The organism is Paenibacillus ilasis, from assembly GCF_043195395.1.
Taxonomy (GTDB): domain Bacteria; phylum Bacillota; class Bacilli; order Paenibacillales; family Paenibacillaceae; genus Paenibacillus_AQ; species Paenibacillus_AQ lautus.
Genome location: NZ_JBHDJG010000001.1, coordinates 687918 through 706460 on the forward strand (window position 1 = coordinate 687918; position 18543 = coordinate 706460).

An 18543-nucleotide genomic window follows, 5' to 3' on the forward strand; every position below is an offset into this window, starting at 1 on the left:
CTACCTCCTCCCGGTGACATAAGCAAAGATCATCGCTTCCCGTTCGGACGCTTGTTCCGGCGTATAGGGCCCCATATCCAGCGTGCCGCCGATCTTGCCGTCGCGAATGTAGATGAGGCGATTGCCGCGGCAGGCTGCCTTCATGTCGTGGGTGACCATGACAATCGATTGACCATCCGCATGCATCCGGCTCAATATATCAAGCACCGTAACGCCTTGTTCATAGTTCAGGCTGCCGGTAGGTTCATCGGCGAAGATGATGTCCGGGTTATTGATGAGCGCCCTTGCGATTGCCGCCCGCTGCTGCTGACCTCCGGATACTTGGGAAGGCAGCCTGCTGCTCTGTTTACCAAGGGACAGATTAACCATCAACTCATGTGCCCTTTGCCGTACTTGTTCCTTGTCCTGATTAGCGATATATCCAGGGAGGGCAATGTTATCGAACAGCGACAGATCCGGTACAAGGTTACTGTTTTGATAGATAAAGCCGATCCGATTTGCCCGAAAACGTGCAAGCTCCTTGGCTGAAAATTGGTCCAGGCTCTGTCCCTGCAAACTGACTTCTCCGGTGGTTACTTCATCAAGTCCGCTGAGCAAGTACAGCAAGGTGGACTTTCCCGACCCGGAATCGCCCATGATGACGGTAAAGTCTCCTTCATATATGGACAGATCGACATTGCGGATGGCATGAAATTGTTCCTTGCCGGTGGTGTAGGTTTTGCATAAATGACCGGCTTGGAGCATAACGGTTTTGCTTGAAAGCATAATATGATCTCCTCTCTTTATCTCCCACTGCCATCAAAGTATAGAGGACGAATCTTGCACATTTGTTATCAAATTATAAATAAAGTATGACAGGAGTCAGCTGAGAGGTAGAGTTAAGCAGAAGGTCGTTCCCTGCTGTTGTTGGCTGTGAAAAGAGATCGCGCCTCCATGCGCCTCCATGATATATTTGCAAATCGACAAACCAAGTCCGACCCCTTGGCGCTCGGTCAATTGGCCGGCAGTTCGTTGTGAAACGTTACCCTGGTAGTACCGTTCAAAAATAAAAGGCATATCCTGCGGGGATATCCCGCTGCCAGTATCGGAGACGATGATGTGTAAGCAGGATGTTTCCGTTTGTTCTTCAACAGCGAGACGAATCGTATCCCCGGGTTCCGTATGCTTCAGTGCGTTTGTGACCAGATTGGCAATGACCTGCTCGATCCGTACAGCATCGAAGCGGACAAGTAAGTTAGGAATTGCAGTAGGCTCTTCGCAGCGTACGCCCATCGTTCGTATGTAATGGCTCAATGCCCTAAAGATAGGCTCCAGCGTTGGAGCGCTGTATTGATCGATCGGATGTACAGCAATCTGTTCCAGATCATGCAGCGCGTGCAGCAGCAAATCGTCGACGAGCACGGCCATTTTGCTAGTATTTGCGTGCACGACTTCAAGGTAAGTCATCGCACTTGGCAGATCGGGGCACATCCCTTCGCGAATGGCTTCAATATATGCTTTGATTGTCGCCAGCGGAGTTTTCAAGTCATGAGACAGATTGGATATGAGTTCTTTATGCGACTGGTTGTGCGCAGCTTGCTGGATATGTAAATGACGGATCTCTTCACGCATGAGATCAAATACGGCATAAAGCTCCCCGACCTCGTTGCCGCTTGTCCATTCGGCGCGCTGCTCGTAATCGCCCTTCAATATGGCTTCCGCGTAAGGCTTAAGCTCGGCAACAGGCTGGATCAGGTCATGCCGCACCCGGCGTCCGATGGAGAAGAATAAATAAAGCAGCGTCAAAAGCGCCAGTGAGAGCATGATCCATGGCACAAAGCTAAATGAGTCGAAGGAGGGCATTACTGGGGCCAAGGCAGAAGCCGGGACCGCAAATTGGGCGTAACCCACAAAGGTTTTGGTGCTGGCATCCTGCAGCGGAAAAGCGAGATGATAGTAGGGCGGTTTCCTATCGGAAATACGAAGCGTATAGTCCAGTTCGAAGCGTGGATTAATTCGTTGTTTCGATGAATTTTCGCTATCATATGTCACCGTTCCATCAGGAAAAACAACCTTGAGGCCGACCCGCGTCTCCTGAATCCAGTCGGTTAATTGCCGCCGGATCGGGGCATCGGATAGCAGCAATTCCGCATGCTCATTTTCCAGGGAATGGACGATCGGATTCGTCAGTACGCGAATGTGCTTCATGATTGTTGACAGAGCCGGCTTGTTTGAGGAGCTAATAAGAGTGAGCCAGACGACAGAGAGTATGATCGTGATGATAGATATACCAGCAGCCCAGCGTCGTTTTGAATACCAAGTTTTCCAGTCCATAGGGGCTACTCATCTCCATCGGGAGTGAATTTATAACCGACGCCCCACACCGTTTTGATGTAGGAGGATTTGATTTCGGTTCGTTCCAGTTTATCGCGTAGTCTTCTTATGTAGACCGTGATCGTATTATCCTCGACATAAGCGGAATACCCCCATACATGATCCAGCAGCTGCGATTTGGTAAACACCTGATTAGGGTTGGAAGCCAAAAAGTACAGCAAATCAAATTCTTTGGCGGATAAAGAAATTTCCAGTTGTCCGGCCATGACCTTGCGGGCATTTTTATCAATCGAAAGGGCGCCGAATTGCAATCGCTGCTGTGGGGATACCTGAAGCTTCGGATCCGCGATTCGGCGCAAATGTGCCTGAACGCGGGCGACCAGTTCACTGAGCGAGAAGGGCTTGGTCATATAATCATCGGCACCAAAACCCAGGGCAAGGACTTTGTCCGTGTCGCTGCTGCGGGCGCTTAAAATAAGGATGGGCGCAGCCGTCAATGTGCGGAGCTTGCGGCACACCTCAATGCCGTCAGCATCAGGCAATGTCAGATCGAGAATGATAAAATCCGGCTGCCGGTGGCGGACTGCCTGCAATCCGTCGCCGGCATTCTCCGTGATGAACGTGCTGAATCCCTGAACACGTAAATAGTCATTCACAATGCGCGAGATATCCTGTTCATCTTCAATGATCAGTACTGTTTTAGCAGAATTCATTCATAAGTCGCCCCTGTTCCGTATGCTTGAAATGGTGAATCCATTATAGCATGGGCCGGAATGAAGGATAGGGAAAACAAGGGGAATCTTACCAGTTGAAGGCTTGGTGTGCAGTGAAGAAGCGTTTCCATGCCTGAATCCAGTCATTAGGTTGACAGCGGAGATCATTTATCTTATATTCATTCATATACTTATTCGTAATGTTTACGATTAATGGAAGAAAGAGTCAAGCGACTCGGAAGGAAAAGAGGATTTCAATGCAAAAAGGAATACATCCAACCTTTCAAAAGGTCATATTTCTGGATGCGAGCGTAGGTTATAAATTTCTTAGCGCTTCTACGAAGACTTCTTCGGAAACGATGGAATGGGAAGACGGTCATACCTATCCGGTTATACGTGTGGATTCGAGTTCTGCATCGCATCCTTTCTTTACGGGGAAACAGAAGAATGCCGAAATCGGCGGGCGTGTCGATAGGTTTAAGCAGCGATTACATTATAAAAAGTAATCCAGTCACGAACTATGGATCGATAGGAGGCGTCGATGGATAGCTTTACGAAGAAGAGAATAAGCGCCATTCTTGAAGCTTATATCGCTCTTAAGGTTCCTGGTGATTTAAGAGCGGAGGTACGCTTAACCTACCGGTTCAATGAGAGGACCGTTATTCTATCGGAAGAAAGACCTGATTGGCTTCAACGAAAATGGGATTCCACCGAATTGGTTCATTTTTGCCTGAAGGAAAATGGATGGCGCGTATACGCCAGACAAAACGGCAATGAGTGGGCTCCCCTATCTTCCATACCGCCCAGCAATGATTTTGAAGATGTGCTGGAGCAGGTGGAAATGGATACGCAAGAGGTCATCTGGGTCACATAACCCCATTTAAATACCATGATTCATGCAGTGAAGGAGCAGCAGCCGACAATGAGCAAAAGCAATGCTGGCCCGCGTCTTCCCCGGGCCAAGGGAATTGATATGGCAACCTATTATTCGCCTAGGGATTGCGCCAAAAGGGCAAGGCATCTGATCTTGTCCGAGTTTAATCAAAAAATCGTGGATGAGTTTGTTTCGATTTTGGGAATGAGGGAGGAATTTGAGAAGTTTCACGTTCCCATTCCTAACAAAGTCGTAATGTACGGCCCCCCTGGAACCGGAAAAACCTTAACGGCTTTCTATCTGGCTAACGTTCTCGAACTTCCGCTTGTCCTGGTTCGCCTGGATGCGATCATCCATAGCCACCTGGGTGAAACGGGCAGCAATATCCGCAAAATATTCGATTATGCAGGCATGTTCCCCTGCGTGCTGTTTCTTGATGAGTTCGATGCCATTGCAAGGACGAGGGACAACAACGATGAAGTTAAGGAGATGGCGCGTGCCGTCAATACATTACTGCAATGTCTCGATGACTTTGGGGATAAGAGCATTATGATGGCGGCCACCAATTTGGAGAAGGATCTGGATCAGGCGGTATGGCGCAGATTCGATACAAAGATGACGTATTCGTTACCGGACAAGGGAAAGAGGCAGCAATATATCCAAATCCTGATTGGAGAATTTCAATGTGATGAGGCAGCTATAACTGAAGTTAGCGAGCAGCTTGAAGGCTGCAGCTTTGCCGACATTGAGCAAATTATTTTGAAAGCCAAACGAAAAGCGATTATAGAGCGGCAACCGCTGCAAAGGAGACATATCCAAGAATCTTGCGATGAATATAAGCCTGCTGCAGCAAGTTCTTAACTTAAATAAAGGGAGGTATGATGACGAATGGCGAAAAAATCCAAAGTCGTGAAGGAACTAAAAAGACAGGAGATAGTTGCTAAATATGCGCAGAAACGCAGGGAATTGAAAGAAAGGGGCGATTATGAGGCCTTGCAGAAACTGCCACGCGACTCTTCCGCAACAAGGCTGCACAATCGATGTGCAATCAGCGGCAGACCAAGAGGTTACATCAGTAAATTCGGCGTTTCCCGAATCGTGTTTCGTGAACTGGCCCATAAGGGACAAATTCCGGGCGTGAAGAAGTCCAGCTGGTAGCATGACAGGTTCACGGTTACCTAATCTGTACAGAACTCAGTAAAGGGACGGTTTTATTGGAATTCTTAGGTGAACAACAGCTATCGGGTTATTCCCGATAGCTGTTGTTCATCGTTTCGGATCAGCCCGCGGCTTTCCTTATTTTGTCCATGTGCCGATCTTATAGGCTCCGTCTGAAAGGCGTTCCGTATTAGCAAAATCAACCCCGGGTTGGTTCGTGGACGGATTAAGAATCGCGATGGCCAGCTCATAGGTTCCGTGTGGCAGCGCGTTGGTGGAGATAGAGCCTGAGGCCGTATGCAAACCAGTCCTCCAGGTTCTTAAGTCCGCAGAAGTGGACTGGCGTGCTACGATATGGCCCCCGCTGCGCAGTTGAACTTCAACAGGCCAGTGGAACGGGAAGTGTTGAACCCCCTTATTTTCCACGACGATGGATACATCGAGCGTGTCTCCGGTATTCACTTGCGGATATGCAGCCTTGTTCACAACAAAGTGATAGCCCATTCGTTTCTTCAGCGTATCCATATTGCCCTGCAAAGGATTGCCCAGCGCCAAGGAAGCTGGAGAATTCGGTCCAAGCCAGCTTGGTTTGCTAAGCTCGGTTTGCCGCAGCGTCTCATTAAAGCCGCTCCCTGTCGTGAGCGCAGCATTCAGACCATAGGCGCCCCCGTAAAATTCGCCGCCAGAGACGCGAGTGTCCCAGAAGTTGGCATGGTTTGGCTGCTGCTGGCCGATATCATCCCAATAACCGTTCTGTGTGCCGGTATACCATCCCCATTCGGAATCAAAGCTCGGCTGATCTCCGAACACGTCATTATACATGCCGAGAATCAGACCCTTGTTATTATTATTGGCCAATTCGACGCTTCGTCTGATCAATAGCTGCGTATGCTCCTCCTGATCGGCAAACGCATCGATATAGTGCTGAATGTACTGGTTGGAAATGGGGTTCGGAGGAAATGCGCCCGTATAGTTGCTTTCCCCATTAGGTCCGATATAAGGCCAGGTGTGGAATTCCGCCCAATGGCCGAGTGAACCGATTTGCACAAAAGCGATCGGGCTGTCAGCCGTGTCGTAATGCTCCGCAATCGCTTCGATCGCAAGTTTGTGGCGGGCGATTAGATAATCGGAGCTGTAATTAGGGGAGAACCCCGTGTTGTTGCCGGCTCCCATACCACCGGTTTCATCTTGGTAGGCCTTACCTGGAGATTGTCCCAAACTCACCATGTCATTGTACAGCCAGTCAGGAATATCCCGGTGAGGCGCGCCCGAAGGACTGTCCAGAATAAAGCGCAGCACCACCTTGACGCCGCGGCTTTGCCAATAGTCGAAATGATTGGACGTTTCAATCGCACTGAAATCATAGTTGCCTTTTGTTGGCTCTAGCTCCTTCCAGGTGACACCGGCATACACGAGACGGTGGTCCTGAGGGTAATGGGTTGATTTGGCTGAAGGAGCCCAACCCTTAAACGGGTTATTGAGCGGATCATTCAGCTCGCTTGGGTGAAATTCGATCATTTCTTCTCCGGGATTACCTTCATTAAGCGTATAAACGGGAAGCGGCTGGTTCTGCGCTGGCAGGCGATTGACATCCGAATGGTTGTCCAGGTAACCCATGTTCACGCTGCTGCCTGCTGCAAGTCCAAGTGTGGCGAGAGGGAGTGCGGCTTCAATAATAGATGAGGTGCGCACGTATTGAGAAGAAGGGAGGGTGGAAGACCAATCCCAATTCCAGCTGCTGCCATTCCCGGAGTAGCGGTAAAGCGATTGATTTTCGAAGAGCCATTCAATGCCGGTCGTCCCCCATCCGAAGGCTTGATATCCGGTCGTAGCATTCTGATCCGTATTCAGCCAGAAGCTCCCCGTTGTCGTGCTAAGTCCTGAGCCTTCCACAAGCAGATAAAGATTCTTGTCATCGTGGGAAGCCTTTAAGACGCTAGCGGTTCCCGAATTCGTGGAAATCACCGGAAGCCCTTCCCAGTCACTCGGATCACCATCGACAACGATCGAAGCGGCTTCTGCAGTCGAAATAAAGAGGGAAAAAGGGGACAAGGTAAGGAGAATGGCCGTCATCGTAAAAATAGCGAACGTCATTTTCATGTGAATACCCCATGCTTTCATGTCAAACCTCCTCACAGGATGATTGGTGTCATAAAGCTGCAAGTCCAAACGTCTTGTTAACATTGGATTCATTCTACCGAATCCGAAGCTCTCACCTCCTTTCCAATGCAGCTTCCTAACTTCTTACACCCCAGAAAAAAAGAGCACCGTGTCCGGTGCTTCATGTGCAATGCGTTGATGAATGTATTCATTTCGACTTCCTAGTCTCCCTTTAAGTGGAACTGCGTACGACCAAGCGGGTAGGCAAAATGACCTTCTTGGGGAGCAGATGATTTCCGTTCATTCTGTCGATCAGGTTGTCGACGGCAACCATGCCAATTTCTTTTGTCGGTACATCGATCGTTGACAGAGGAGGATTGGAATACTTGGATACCTCGATATTGGATAAACCTATGACAGCCACTTCATTAGGAACGGAAATGCCGTTGTTATACAAGCCGTTGAGGGCGGCCATGGCCATTAGATCGCTGCCTGCAAAGAAGGCGGTCGGGCCATTTTTGGTTTTACATAAATGATTTATTTTTTCAATGCAGACCGCTTCATCCCACATGCAATCAATAACCCAATCGGGATTCACCGACATTCCGGCAGCATGCATGGTGGCGTAGTAGCCTCGGTAACGGCGGCTGTCTTTCAGGTTATTCGTTAATCCGCTTCCCCCGATATAACCAATCTGGGTGTGGCCTTTGTCAATGAGATGATTGACGGCCATCGAAGCAACATTGTAATGATCATAGCCCACATTATCGATATCCCCGCGCTCGGTATCAATCCCCACGATATAAGGAACCTGCTTGCGTATATACTCATAGGTTTCGCTGTTCAACGATTCCATAAGAATCAGACCGGTAATCGGTTCGCTGAAGGTATTGAAAAGGATCTTGCTGTCATTCAGTTCGATTCCAGTCCGAATAAAGGAAATGTTATATCCCGCACTCAGCAATCGCTCTTCCACACCAGATAAGATCGACATGAAATAAGGATCGTTGTATTTATCTTTTGTAACGCTTAGTACACAACCAATTTTGATATGCGACTTACTTTCGGAATGATCCTTGGTTGAAACTTTTCGCTTGGGACTTGAAGTGATTTTATAGTTCAACTGCGTAACCGCCTGCCAAACTCGTTCCCGGGTTTCGTCCGTGATTTTATATTTTGTATCGTTGTTTAAAACTCTGGATACGGTGGCAGTAGATACATTTGCTAATTTAGCAACATCCCGAATGGTACTCATAAATAAACACATTCTCCTTTTAAGTTACGAATAGTCACCATTTAGAGTTTATAGGAATGTTACACGGTAAACAATGATGGACTCGTTGATCGTTATGTTGCGTTTCGTGTTACGTGAGTTTGTTACGTTCTCTAAGTTTATATGTATTCATGATTAAAATCAATCATAACATGTTTCTGTCGTGCTATGTTACCTGAAATTTTAAAAAATTAAAAATTGTTATTGCAAGGATATATAGGGATGATATAACATGAAATCACGAAACGATTGCAAGAATTTACGTTGTTTTGTTACGTAAAATTAACGTAACAAAACAACGACGTATGGTAAGCAGGCGGCGGGGGGGCTGATCAGAACATGGACAAAGCAGTAACGGTTTACCCCATTAGGTTAGAAGACATCCTAAACAACCCGGGCATTGGTTTTACAGCAGCACCGGGGTTAATGGGGAACCTGGATCGGATCTGCGACAATCGAAGGGAAGAGCACAAGAAATATAAGTTCACGGAAGACAGCAGAACGTATAATCATCCCGACAGCAAAGTGTATTTCTGCAGCGTGCGCTGGCGGGACGTGGAAGTTCGCCAAGGGGAATACAGGTGGGAAGTCCTTGAGGAAAAGCTGGACTACGCAAAATCGATGGGCTGTACGGCCGTGGTTCGCTGTTCCCCATACGCGTTAAGCGAAGAAGATGATATACCGGCTTGGTATCGTGCGGAATATCCGGAGGAGCCCGACTTTCCGTTCTGGAGAGTAGACCCAGAGACCACACCATATGTGCTGTATTGGTCTAGCTTTATCCAGGCGTTTGCCGCACGGTTTGACGGACACCCGGTCATAAGCTCAATTGATTTGACGATTGTAGGGGCCTGGGGAGAAGGCGGCGGGACCGAATTTTTAAAGCCGGAGGCCATTAAACGCATTACAGATGCCTACTTGGACGGATTTAAAATAACGCCTCTCCAAGCTCTGCTGCATGATCCCCTGTCGATCAGCATTGTAAAAGAGCGCAAAGCCAAAGTGGGCTTTCGCGTCGATTGCTTGGGTGATATGGGCGGCTTTCATGGAAATCAGTGGTCTCATATGACGGATTTCTATCCCCAGAATATTCAGAATTTCAAGATGGGAGATGCCTGGGAGAAGGCTCCGATTCTATTTGAAGCATGCTGGCACATGAATGATTGGTATCTTCAGGGCTGGGATATGGATTATATCATTCAAGAAACGCTGAAGTGGCACATCTCTTCCTTTAACAATAAAGGAACGGTAGTCCCCGAACCGTGGAAAGAGAAGGTTAAGGCTTGGCTGAACAAGATGGGATACCGCTTTGAATTGAGGAAATTCACGTACGATTCGAGGGTGAATGCGGGTGGTCAGCTAAAAATCAGTGCATTGTGGGCTAATGTAGGAGTAGCCCCGATCTATAATCATTATCCGCTGGTCGTGAGGCTTACTGGCCAGGATCAAACCTATACGCTGCACAGCGGGGAGGATATCAGGGAGTGGCTGCCGGACGAAGATATTGTTTGGGAAGAAAGTTTGGGTTTACCCGGTAATATGTCCGAAGGTGAATATCGTTTGGAGATTGGCATCGAAACCGGTGTGAAGGAAATCGGGAATATCCAGCTGGCCATCGAGGGAAACAACGACGGCTATTACCCGATGGGCAAGCTATTCGTTGAACAAGGGAGGAAGGCATATGGAGAGTCGGATGAATTTTAAAGAGTGTACAACCATTTGTGATTTTGATTACCTGCCGGAAGGCTTGGAAGCGAAATACGATCGCTATCAACCGGATGGCAAGCCCCATCTCATTCCCAGGGATTTCCTGTCTGGAATCTTTGAGCAGCATCAAATTCCTGAACATACCCGGCAATGGCTCATTCATGGGGTTGAGGCGATAGAAAAGGACGCCGTACTATTTCACTTCACCCAATTTTTAGTGGAGGATATGTGCACTTTGCGCAATCGCTGTGATGAGACTCATTATACGAATATGACACCAGGAAGCATGAAGCAATACGGAGAATTATACTCCTTTCTTTTGCTGCTGGCCTGCGTTGTTCCTTCCATGAACAAGCTGGAGGCGCGTTCCGTACCTAAAGCCTACTACGAGCAGATCCCTCAACAGCCCCTGAAGCCTCAATTGGAAAAGTTGGTGCTGCACGGCGATGCCAAGGTTCATGATTTTCCATGGGTGATGAATTTTTATACCTGCTCCATCTTTTTGTTAGACCGGTTTTATTTTATCCCCTACCGATTTGAGGATCCCTTCACCATGTTCCGTCATGTGAACACGCAGGAGGTCATGGCCCTTCGGCACGCAGGCGAAGAATTTCGCAGTGATGGACAACGGAACGGCATCAATGATGTATATGATCTTCAAGGAAACTTCACCTCGGAATGGCACGAGAACGCCGAGTTTGTTATTGCTAATCGGATAAATCCCATGGGATTCGTTGAAAGAGAAACGACGCCGATCCTAAAGAAAGAATGGGAACCGGTACTTCAAAAAGGGGATACGCTGTTAGCGCTTCACATTCCATCCGGACCCGGATACACACCGGACAGGCTGAAGAGTTCCATGGAGATGGCTGCTGCATTCTATGACCAGTACTTTCCGGAGTTACCCGTCAAAGGCTTCTGGAGCTCAAGCTGGCTTTATGATACAAGGCTGTCGCTTATCCTGGACCATGAAAAAAGCAATATCGTCCTCGTTCAACAACAATTCTATAACTATCCGACCATGGAAGGGGACGGCATGCTGCGTTATGAAGCGTTTGGTGACAGGAGGGCAGATCCGGTCCGAAGCCCCGGCGAATATACAACCTCACTGCAAAAAGCAGCAGCGGCGTATATGGAAACGGGAGCCCGTTTTAACACATTAAGCATGATTGTATTAAGGGAAGATATTGAAAGGATTGGCAGCCGGCCGTATATAACCGATGCAGATATCGAGCAATTTCACAGAACCGTTGACAGCCATTTGCAAAGGAGAGAAGAGGATGGGGAAATACTCGCTCGAAAACTACGAGAAGTATAAAACCGTAAAAATCCGACCGCAACCCCTATTGAACAGGGAGTTTGATACAAGCCTGGGGCAATTCGAATACGTCTCCTTTTCCTGGAGAACGCTTGAGCCGGTTCGAGGAGAATACAGGCTTGAAGCGATCCATGAAGCACTGCATACGGCCCAAAATCCCATTCTTGTCCTGGTACCGGAATTGCCGATCTGGGCTCCGGATTACGCGCCTGATTGTTTTGCGGCTTTGATCCGAAAAGTCGGGAGCTATATTGACTCCGACAGACGCTTAACAGCCGTTCTGATATCAACCTTAGCTGACAGTAAGGAAGAATGGAACGCTTATATGGAGTCGTTTGAGGTGCAGACGCTGCTAGCCGAACTGCAGAATGACAGACTGATTCAGCATCTAAGAGAACGCAGTCGAGGGTTTGGCCTGCTGGTGAAGTGCAGTGAGGAGAATTGGATCGAATGCTGTGAGGCCTTTGCCATACATAAGCTGCAGAAGGCATGGAAGCGCTACCAGGTGGTCCTTCATGTAACCGATGACATTTGCGGCCCTCATACCAGACGCGAGGCATATCGCTGGCACGCCGGCCTCTCCAATCTGAATATAGGGCTTGGATATCATCTGGCTTTACGTAGACTGACTTATCCGGAAACCGTATATAGCCGTGGGAGTTTGCCGCTGCGATTCTGGTTTGTCAACGGGGGCAGTTCGAGAATTTATCGGGAATTTCAGTTATGGGTGCAGTTAAAGCAGGGGGAGGTTTCCTACGAATATCCCTTGCACGCAGCCACGCATTCCTGGTTAACCGGGGACCTTGTCCATAACGAGATGGTCCCCTTGAAGGATATGTTACCGGGAAGATATACGCTGAGTATAGCACTCTATTTCGAAGACCGGTCGTATATCCCCCTACATATACAGAATCCGCAGCAGGATGGGTATTATGAGGCAGGCACAATACAAGTCGAACTATCCGATGAGGATCCGCTCATGAATATTTGGGATACTTATTATCCGGAAGGATATTATCCCTTGGAAGATCCTGTGGTTCCAGAACAGGAATAGATGTTTCGAACAAGATGGTTAGGACAAATACGAGTTTGCTGGAGGTTATGGATTTGAAGTTAGCATTAATCGGCGCAGGACAAAGAGGCATGATCTACGCAAGGCATGCATACCCAAGCGAGGACATTGTTGCGGTCGTTGAACCGGATGACAGCAGAAGAAAGGCGGCAGCGGACGAGTTTCAGATTCCCTTGGAGAAACAATTTGAATCCGTGGATGAATTTTATCGGCTCGGCAAAATTTGCGATGCCGTCATTGTTTCTTCCATGGACCGTGATCATTACGCGCAAACGATGAGAGCGCTTGATCTTGGCTATGATATTTTGCTGGAAAAGCCCATTTCGCCAAGTCCGGAAGAAAGCTTGAGAATACAACGAAAAGCCAATGAAACAGGTCGGAAAGTGATTGTATGCCATGTACTCAGATATACGAACTTCTTTGCGGAAATCAAGAAAATCATCGATAGCCAAGAGCTCGGCAAGATCGTGACCATTCAGCATAACGAGAATATCGGCAATTTCCATATGGCGCACTCCTTTGTACGAGGCAACTGGAGGAGAAGCGACCTGGCCAGTCCGATTATCATGCAGAAGTCCTGCCATGATATGGATATTCTGGCCTGGCTGGTGGACAGTCAAGCGAAACGGATCTCTTCCTATGGCAGCCTGACTTATTTTAAGGCGGAGAATGCACCGGCAGGCAGTGCGGAACGATGCCTTGACTGTAAGGTAGCAGCAAACTGCCGATTCGATGCAAGAAAAGCCTATTTGCCTATAAGGGGCCAATGGCCCGCTACCGTCATTTCGGCGGATCAGAGCGAAGATGGACTGCTCCAAGCGCTCGCAACGAGTCCTTACGGACGCTGTGTTTATCGGCTTGACAATGATGTGTGCGACCATCAAGTCACCGTGATCGAGTTCAAAAACGGAGTAACGGCAACGTTTAATTTAAGCGGATTCACCAACAAAATGTACCGTACGCTCAAAATCATGTGCGAGCATGGGGAAATTCGAGGCGACGATAACTTGAACATTATCGAAGTCACCCGCTTTAACTCCAATATGGCAGAACCCGTTCAGCAAACCGTCATTCGGCCGGCAACGGTGAGCGGTGGACATAACGGCGGCGATACCGGTCTGATGAACGACTTTTTGGAGAATCTGGGGAATGCCGACTTCAGCAGCAGATCCTCCATCGACATGTCCGTCGAAAGCCATATCATGGCCTATGCCGCGGAAGAGGCGAGAATTACGGGTACCGTGGTCGATCTGGATCAACTTAAGGAGAGGCTGCAGCAGAGCATTTTGGCATAATCGTTTAATCACATTGCAAAGGTAGTGATGAAATGGGTTCCGTGGTTAAGGGGTTTCTATATGAAATAACGAAAAACAGAATACTGTATCTGATGTGCGTGCCTGCCCTGATCGTGCTGATCATGTTCTCCTATATCCCTTTTGCCGGGATATGGATGGCCTTTACCGATTTTAATGTGGTTGATGGCATCTTCGGCAGTGAATTTGTAGGTCTGGACAATTTCAAATACTTTTTCTCGGAAAACAGCATGGGATGGAAGGTTACCTATAACACGCTGTATATCAACTTTTTTGGTCTCATATTAGGCATTATCATTCCCGTCAGCATTGCCATTCTGATCCATGAAATCCGGCATAAAACCTACAAAAAAGTCGCTCAAAGCATGATGTTTTTTCCTTATTTCATATCGTGGGTCGTCGTTGGGGCGATTCTGTACGGCATCTTCTCCACGGATGTGGGCGTTGCCAACAATATACTGGAGTTCTTTGGAGCCGAGCCGATAAGGTGGTACTCCGAGCCTAAATATTGGAAATGGATCATCATTTTGTCGAGCGTTTGGAAATGGAGCGGCTACAGTTCCATTGTCTATATGGCAGCGATGTCCAATTTTGATGGAAGCTTGTACGAAGCGGCTAAGGTGGATGGCGCCAACAAATTGCAGCGGATTTTTTACTTGACCGTGCCCATGCTGAAACCAACGATCATCGTCTTGAGCTTGCTGAGCGTCGGCAGAATCTTCTACGGGGACTTTGGGATGATTTACGGCATCGTCGGCAACAATCCGGTCCTGGCTGAAGAAGTAACGGTTATCGATACATACGTTTATCAGTCGATGCGCACGCTGGGCTTTTCTTACTCTACGGCAATCGGGCTCTTCCAGTCCTTGATGGGACTGATCCTGATTACGGCTGCAAACCAATCGGCTAAGAAAATAAATGACGGAGAGGGTCTATTTTGATGAAACAAAAGAATAGATTGCTTGGCGATCAATTGGTAATAGCCTTTGCCTATGTTTTCATCGGTTTATTCGCGCTCGTGTGTCTGTATCCCCTTGTTTTAACCTTAAGCGTATCCTTTTCTTCGGAACAGGCCGTTGCGAGAAACGGCTATTCGATGATCCCCTTAAGTCCCAGCTTGGATACCTATAAATATATCTTTGTTAATAGTGGGATGAAACTGCTCAAATCCTACGGGGTAACCCTGTTTGTAACCACTGTGGGTACGGTAGGGGCTCTGCTGATTACCAGCATGATTGCATTTTCCCTATCGATCAAAAAGCTGAGATACCGCAACGTGCTCGCATTTATTAGCAACTTTACGATTATCTTCTCGGCCGGCTTAATTCCGTGGTACATGGTCAGCGTCAATTATTATGGATTGAAGAACAGCATTCTGGCCTTGATCCTGCCTTCCATCTTCAGCGTATGGAACATGTTCCTGATGCGCACGTACTTTGCAAGCATCTCTCCATCTTTATATGAAGCTGCCGAGATGGACGGCGCCAATTATTTTACGATCTATGTAAAAATAGCCCTCCCATTAAGCAAGACCGCATTGCTGACGGTTGGATTAATGTATGCGCTTCAATATTGGAATGATTGGTGGCACGCTCTGATCTTTATTAACGAACGCGATTTATTTCCGCTGCAATATTTCCTCTACAACATTCTGTCGAACGTCAATGCGATAAGCTCGGGACGTATTCCATCAGGGGCGTCAGGTAACATCACATTGCCAGCGGAGACCGTGAAGATGGCCATTACGGTCATTACGATCGGTCCGATCATATTCCTGTACCCTTTCATTCAAAAATACTTCGTGCACGGGATTATGGCCGGTGCGGTCAAAGAATAGACGCCTGCGTGGTTACTGGCCGATACCGGCTTTTAACATAGATTAACCATTTTATTAGGGAGGGTCTTTCATGAAAGCAAGGAACATGCTGATCTTGTTGGTCTTATTGATTGCGTCCGTTTCGGTCATGGCGGGATGCAGCGGCAGAAAAGAGGGGGCAGCCGAGCTTGAAACCGTCACGATTCTGTATCCGGGGGAGCGAAGCGATCGGATGAGCGAATTTCTGGATAACGAATTCGCGGAGAAGATGGCAGCCGATCTTGGTTTGAAGGTTGAAGTCACATTTGTGCCGTGGGCTCAGTATTGGGAACAAAAAGATATCATGCTGGCCGCAAATGAACCGATCGATTTATATTGGGATGGCCTCCCGGACCTTTCTACGATCGTCAACAAGAAACAAGCCATGGTATTGGATGATTTAATCGAGGAATATGGCCAGGATATGCTAAAAGTCCTGCCGATGGAGCAGCTTCAGGGTGCAACGATCGATGGGAAGATTCATGGCATTCCATCCGCATATGCACCATCCTCCGCCATGTACCAGCTGGTGGCCGTTCGTCAGGATATCCTCGAAGCGGTGGGGATGACGGACTTGAAGACGGCTGACGATTTAAAGGAATTCGCAACCAGGGCGAAAGAGAAATTCCCTGAAATGAAGGGGCCCGCCGATATTATCTTTAAACCGTTGACCCGATATTTTACCGATGAACAATATAACTGGATCGCCGTCGAAGATTTGGTTGTATTCGGGGAAGAAAGCAAAAAAGCATACAGCTACTATGAAACGGAAGCGTTCCAGGAAGTCGCGAAGTTTAACCGCGGCATGTATGATGCGGGGTTATATACAGAGGATTTGACCATCAAATACAACGAGAGAGACTCCCGCATGCAGACGGGCTTATACTTATGGGTTGAAGGATCTCTGGGCAAGGAAATGGAAATTGTCGATGCCATCAAAGCCAATGCGCCGGAGGCCGAGGTTAAAACGTATCTGTTAGCCGAGGATAAACCGCGTTATGTGACGGCTGCAGGCGGAGAGGTGCTGGGCATACCTGTGAATGCTCCTAATCCGGAAGGAGCCATGAAGTTCGTGAATTGGATTTATAAATCCCAGGAGAATTATCTGTTTGCTCTCTATGGCGTTGAAGGCAAGGATTACGAGATTGTGGATGGAAGAATCAATAAACTCACCGCTAGCGAGTTCTTCTATGAATGGATGTTTAGAAATCAAAATTACCAATTGTTCGGGCCGAATGTAGCACAAGAGTCCATCGATAAGTATAAGAGCTGGGATGATCAGGCTGTTCGATCCGAATCCTTGGGATTCCGATTCAATAACGAAAAGGTCAAGTTAATCGAGACGGCCCTGAAAGAAGTCGCGGGTAAGGATTTAGCCGCTATCCGTTCCGGTTTCGTCGATTTTGAGACGGAGTATCCCAAAGCCATCGAGAAGCTGAAGGCGGCGGGCATTGATGACTACGTCGCTGAGATCCAGCGTCAGTTGGACGAGTTTTTGGCTGGGAAATAAAAGCGTAATGTCTACTTTTGTTGTACTTCTAACAGGCTAAACTGCAAGCTAGGAGGCTGAATTGAGATAGCAGATGTTTAAACTTAAAGAGGTATTTTCTGAATAAGGAAATACCTCTTTATTTATATATGAGGATTTCATTCATAGGAGTTTTATAACAAAAAAGGCTGCGCACTGGGTCTGATCCAAAGCCTTCATTGACAATAAGTGCCATTCTTATGTACACTTTTTTTATTCCGACTGTTCAGTATAAATAAAATCAACAAAGATACAGGTGAAGAAATTATGCCCAAATTAGGAATGGGACCGAAGCGCAGGGCAGAGGTCGTTAATGCCACGTTAACCTGCATCAGCATGTATGGAATTGACGGCATGACACTGGATAAGGTGGCCGATCATGCAAACTGTTCCAAAGGAGTTGTCACATATTATTTCAAGAATAAGGATCATCTGACGATCGAAGCTTTCAAGTCGTTCTTGGCATACTATGGGCTGAAGATCGAATCCGGCATTGAGCATACGATGACACCGGGAGAAATGATGGATCTTGCCCTGAAGTTTATGCTTCCCCCGCTCAGCGATGACGCGGATCGAATGATTAATGTGTCGCAGCTGGAGGGGGTCGACAAGATGTATATCCCTTATGCTGATCAAGCTAAGCTCTTTGTACAGTTTTTCTCAAAAGCCATGCTGGATCGCAATTTGCAGGAAGTTGTATCGAAGAGTTACGAGGCTGATCTCCAAGGCATCGCCAAGATCATGGAGTACGGCAACCGGACGGGGCAGATGTCCGTTGAAGATTCCCGCGATGCCGCCTATGGGCTGATGGCGATGGTTATTGGCCTGAGCTTTTTTAGAGTAGCGAACGTTCCGCCCGTCAAGGACGAGGATAACCGGTACATATGTGAGGATTATGTAAGAAGACTTACCCAAACAGGAGGGTGACTATGAATATAGAGAAGATTGAAACAGATGGAGGAACGATAGCGGTCGTACGCAGCAATGAGATATTAATAGAGGATGTGCAATCCGCATTGGATCTTATGGCAACCGTGCAATATGAAACGGGCAGCCGTCGTATGGTGATGAACCAATCGGTATTCAGCGAAGCCTTCTTCGATTTGAAGACGCGCCTTGCAGGCGAAATCCTTCAGAAGTATATCAATTATCATGTGAAGGTTGCGATTATCGGAGATTTTTCTGTTTATCCAAGCCAAAGCTTGCAAGACTTCATTTATGAATGCAATAAGGGGAACGATTTCTTTTTCTTGCCGAGCGAACAACAAGGAATAGAACGGTTAAGCAGGTTGAGCTAAGAGACGAAAACGGGAGGAAGA

General features: G+C 47.7%; 18 protein-coding genes. 13 read left to right on the forward strand and 5 right to left on the reverse strand.

The genetic code is table 11. The features are described from left to right. The 3 genes from ACETK5_RS03450 to ACETK5_RS03460 form a co-directional block, all read right to left on the reverse strand. Positions 1-765: an ABC transporter ATP-binding protein gene (locus ACETK5_RS03450; RefSeq protein ID WP_100538706.1), complete on the reverse strand. Its 765-nt coding sequence runs from the start codon at positions 763-765 to the stop codon at positions 1-3. A gap of 96 nt (positions 766-861) precedes the next feature. Next, on the reverse strand, positions 862-2187 hold the full coding sequence (locus tag ACETK5_RS03455) for a HAMP domain-containing sensor histidine kinase (RefSeq protein ID WP_243390811.1): 1326 nt from the start codon (positions 2185-2187) through the stop codon (positions 862-864). Between the two features lie 131 nt (positions 2188-2318). Continuing rightward, positions 2319-3026 carry a response regulator transcription factor gene (locus ACETK5_RS03460; protein ID WP_100538704.1) on the reverse strand — a complete coding sequence of 236 codons (708 nt, stop codon included), beginning with the start codon at positions 3024-3026 and terminating at the stop codon, positions 2319-2321. A 257-nt stretch (positions 3027-3283) separates the two neighbouring features. Between ACETK5_RS03460 and ACETK5_RS03465 the strand changes: the two genes are divergently transcribed. Genes ACETK5_RS03465 through rpsN form a run of 4 tightly spaced genes read left to right on the forward strand, consistent with a single transcriptional unit; the run spans position 3284 to position 5058 of the window. Then, positions 3284-3532, forward strand: a complete 249-nt coding sequence (locus ACETK5_RS03465) for a type B 50S ribosomal protein L31 (protein WP_100538703.1) — start codon at positions 3284-3286, stop codon at positions 3530-3532. Between the two features lie 35 nt (positions 3533-3567). Next, positions 3568-3900, forward strand: coding sequence for a DUF3024 domain-containing protein (locus ACETK5_RS03470; RefSeq protein WP_100538702.1), 333 nt, complete (start codon positions 3568-3570; stop codon positions 3898-3900). A 48-nt stretch (positions 3901-3948) separates the two neighbouring features. Then, positions 3949-4761 carry an AAA family ATPase gene (locus tag ACETK5_RS03475; RefSeq protein WP_100539496.1) on the forward strand — a complete coding sequence of 271 codons (813 nt, stop codon included), beginning with the start codon at positions 3949-3951 and terminating at the stop codon, positions 4759-4761. A gap of 27 nt (positions 4762-4788) precedes the next feature. Beyond that, complete coding sequence (rpsN, locus tag ACETK5_RS03480; RefSeq protein ID WP_100538701.1) at positions 4789-5058, forward strand: 30S ribosomal protein S14; 270 nt, start codon at positions 4789-4791, stop codon at positions 5056-5058. A 138-nt stretch (positions 5059-5196) separates the two neighbouring features. On the opposite strand, the gene ACETK5_RS03485 is transcribed toward rpsN, so the two are convergent. Together ACETK5_RS03485 and ACETK5_RS03490 are read right to left on the reverse strand one after the other, a co-directional pair. Beyond that, positions 5197-7179: a DUF4832 domain-containing protein gene (locus tag ACETK5_RS03485; protein WP_100538700.1), complete on the reverse strand. Its 1983-nt coding sequence runs from the start codon at positions 7177-7179 to the stop codon at positions 5197-5199. A gap of 211 nt (positions 7180-7390) precedes the next feature. After that, the gene (locus ACETK5_RS03490) at positions 7391-8413 is read right to left on the reverse strand and encodes a LacI family DNA-binding transcriptional regulator (protein WP_100538699.1); all 1023 of its coding nucleotides are present in this window, start codon (positions 8411-8413) and stop codon (positions 7391-7393) included. A 357-nt stretch (positions 8414-8770) separates the two neighbouring features. Between ACETK5_RS03490 and ACETK5_RS03495 the strand changes: the two genes are divergently transcribed. From ACETK5_RS03495 to ACETK5_RS03535, 9 genes are all read left to right on the forward strand, one after another. Then, positions 8771-10135 carry a DUF4832 domain-containing protein gene (locus tag ACETK5_RS03495; RefSeq protein WP_100538698.1) on the forward strand — a complete coding sequence of 455 codons (1365 nt, stop codon included), beginning with the start codon at positions 8771-8773 and terminating at the stop codon, positions 10133-10135. Continuing rightward, on the forward strand, positions 10113-11456 hold the full coding sequence (locus tag ACETK5_RS03500) for an acyltransferase domain-containing protein (RefSeq protein ID WP_100538697.1): 1344 nt from the start codon (positions 10113-10115) through the stop codon (positions 11454-11456). Before ACETK5_RS03495 ends, ACETK5_RS03500 begins: the two co-directional genes overlap by 23 nt. Further along, positions 11419-12510, forward strand: coding sequence for a DUF4832 domain-containing protein (locus ACETK5_RS03505; RefSeq protein WP_100538696.1), 1092 nt, complete (start codon positions 11419-11421; stop codon positions 12508-12510). The genes ACETK5_RS03500 and ACETK5_RS03505 overlap by 38 nt, the downstream gene beginning before the upstream one ends. A 47-nt stretch (positions 12511-12557) precedes the next feature. Next, the gene (locus tag ACETK5_RS03510; protein ID WP_243390810.1) at positions 12558-13823 is read left to right on the forward strand and encodes a Gfo/Idh/MocA family protein; all 1266 of its coding nucleotides are present in this window, start codon (positions 12558-12560) and stop codon (positions 13821-13823) included. A gap of 32 nt (positions 13824-13855) precedes the next feature. Continuing rightward, on the forward strand, positions 13856-14782 hold the full coding sequence (locus ACETK5_RS03515; protein WP_100538694.1) for an ABC transporter permease: 927 nt from the start codon (positions 13856-13858) through the stop codon (positions 14780-14782). After that, entirely contained in the window at positions 14782-15678 is an 897-nt protein-coding gene (locus tag ACETK5_RS03520) for a carbohydrate ABC transporter permease (protein WP_100538693.1), read from the forward strand. Before ACETK5_RS03515 ends, ACETK5_RS03520 begins: the two co-directional genes overlap by 1 nt. A gap of 70 nt (positions 15679-15748) precedes the next feature. Further along, on the forward strand, positions 15749-17206 hold the full coding sequence (locus ACETK5_RS03525; protein WP_100538692.1) for an ABC transporter substrate-binding protein: 1458 nt from the start codon (positions 15749-15751) through the stop codon (positions 17204-17206). Positions 17207-17491: 285 nt separating this feature from the next. Beyond that, positions 17492-18151, forward strand: coding sequence for a TetR/AcrR family transcriptional regulator (locus ACETK5_RS03530; RefSeq protein WP_100538691.1), 660 nt, complete (start codon positions 17492-17494; stop codon positions 18149-18151). A 2-nt stretch (positions 18152-18153) separates the two neighbouring features. After that, complete coding sequence (locus ACETK5_RS03535; RefSeq protein WP_100538690.1) at positions 18154-18522, forward strand: DUF4180 domain-containing protein; 369 nt, start codon at positions 18154-18156, stop codon at positions 18520-18522. Positions 18523-18543: the final 21 nt, after the last annotated feature.

Bases quoted from the DNA above. Each gene is read 5' to 3' on its own strand.
- rpsN (WP_100538701.1), top strand. From the start codon at position 4,789: ATGGCGAAAAAATCCAAAGTCGTGAAGGAACTAAAAAGACAGGAGATA.
- ACETK5_RS03520 (WP_100538693.1), top strand. From the start codon at position 14,782: ATGAAACAAAAGAATAGATTGCTTGGCGATCAATTGGTAATAGCCTTT.
- ACETK5_RS03530 (WP_100538691.1), top strand. From the start codon at position 17,492: ATGCCCAAATTAGGAATGGGACCGAAGCGCAGGGCAGAGGTCGTTAAT.
- ACETK5_RS03470 (WP_100538702.1), top strand. From the start codon at position 3,568: ATGGATAGCTTTACGAAGAAGAGAATAAGCGCCATTCTTGAAGCTTAT.
- ACETK5_RS03490 (WP_100538699.1), bottom strand. From the start codon at position 8,413: ATGAGTACCATTCGGGATGTTGCTAAATTAGCAAATGTATCTACTGCC.
- ACETK5_RS03510 (WP_243390810.1), top strand. From the start codon at position 12,558: ATGGATTTGAAGTTAGCATTAATCGGCGCAGGACAAAGAGGCATGATC.
- ACETK5_RS03535 (WP_100538690.1), top strand. From the start codon at position 18,154: ATGAATATAGAGAAGATTGAAACAGATGGAGGAACGATAGCGGTCGTA.
- ACETK5_RS03505 (WP_100538696.1), top strand. From the start codon at position 11,419: ATGGGGAAATACTCGCTCGAAAACTACGAGAAGTATAAAACCGTAAAA.
- ACETK5_RS03450 (WP_100538706.1), bottom strand. From the start codon at position 765: ATGCTTTCAAGCAAAACCGTTATGCTCCAAGCCGGTCATTTATGCAAA.
- ACETK5_RS03525 (WP_100538692.1), top strand. From the start codon at position 15,749: ATGAAAGCAAGGAACATGCTGATCTTGTTGGTCTTATTGATTGCGTCC.
- ACETK5_RS03460 (WP_100538704.1), bottom strand. From the start codon at position 3,026: ATGAATTCTGCTAAAACAGTACTGATCATTGAAGATGAACAGGATATC.
- ACETK5_RS03455 (WP_243390811.1), bottom strand. From the start codon at position 2,187: ATGAAGCACATTCGCGTACTGACGAATCCGATCGTCCATTCCCTGGAA.
- ACETK5_RS03515 (WP_100538694.1), top strand. From the start codon at position 13,856: ATGGGTTCCGTGGTTAAGGGGTTTCTATATGAAATAACGAAAAACAGA.
- ACETK5_RS03500 (WP_100538697.1), top strand. From the start codon at position 10,113: ATGGAGAGTCGGATGAATTTTAAAGAGTGTACAACCATTTGTGATTTT.
- ACETK5_RS03485 (WP_100538700.1), bottom strand. From the start codon at position 7,179: ATGAAAGCATGGGGTATTCACATGAAAATGACGTTCGCTATTTTTACG.
- ACETK5_RS03495 (WP_100538698.1), top strand. From the start codon at position 8,771: ATGGACAAAGCAGTAACGGTTTACCCCATTAGGTTAGAAGACATCCTA.
- ACETK5_RS03465 (WP_100538703.1), top strand. From the start codon at position 3,284: ATGCAAAAAGGAATACATCCAACCTTTCAAAAGGTCATATTTCTGGAT.
- ACETK5_RS03475 (WP_100539496.1), top strand. From the start codon at position 3,949: ATGAGCAAAAGCAATGCTGGCCCGCGTCTTCCCCGGGCCAAGGGAATT.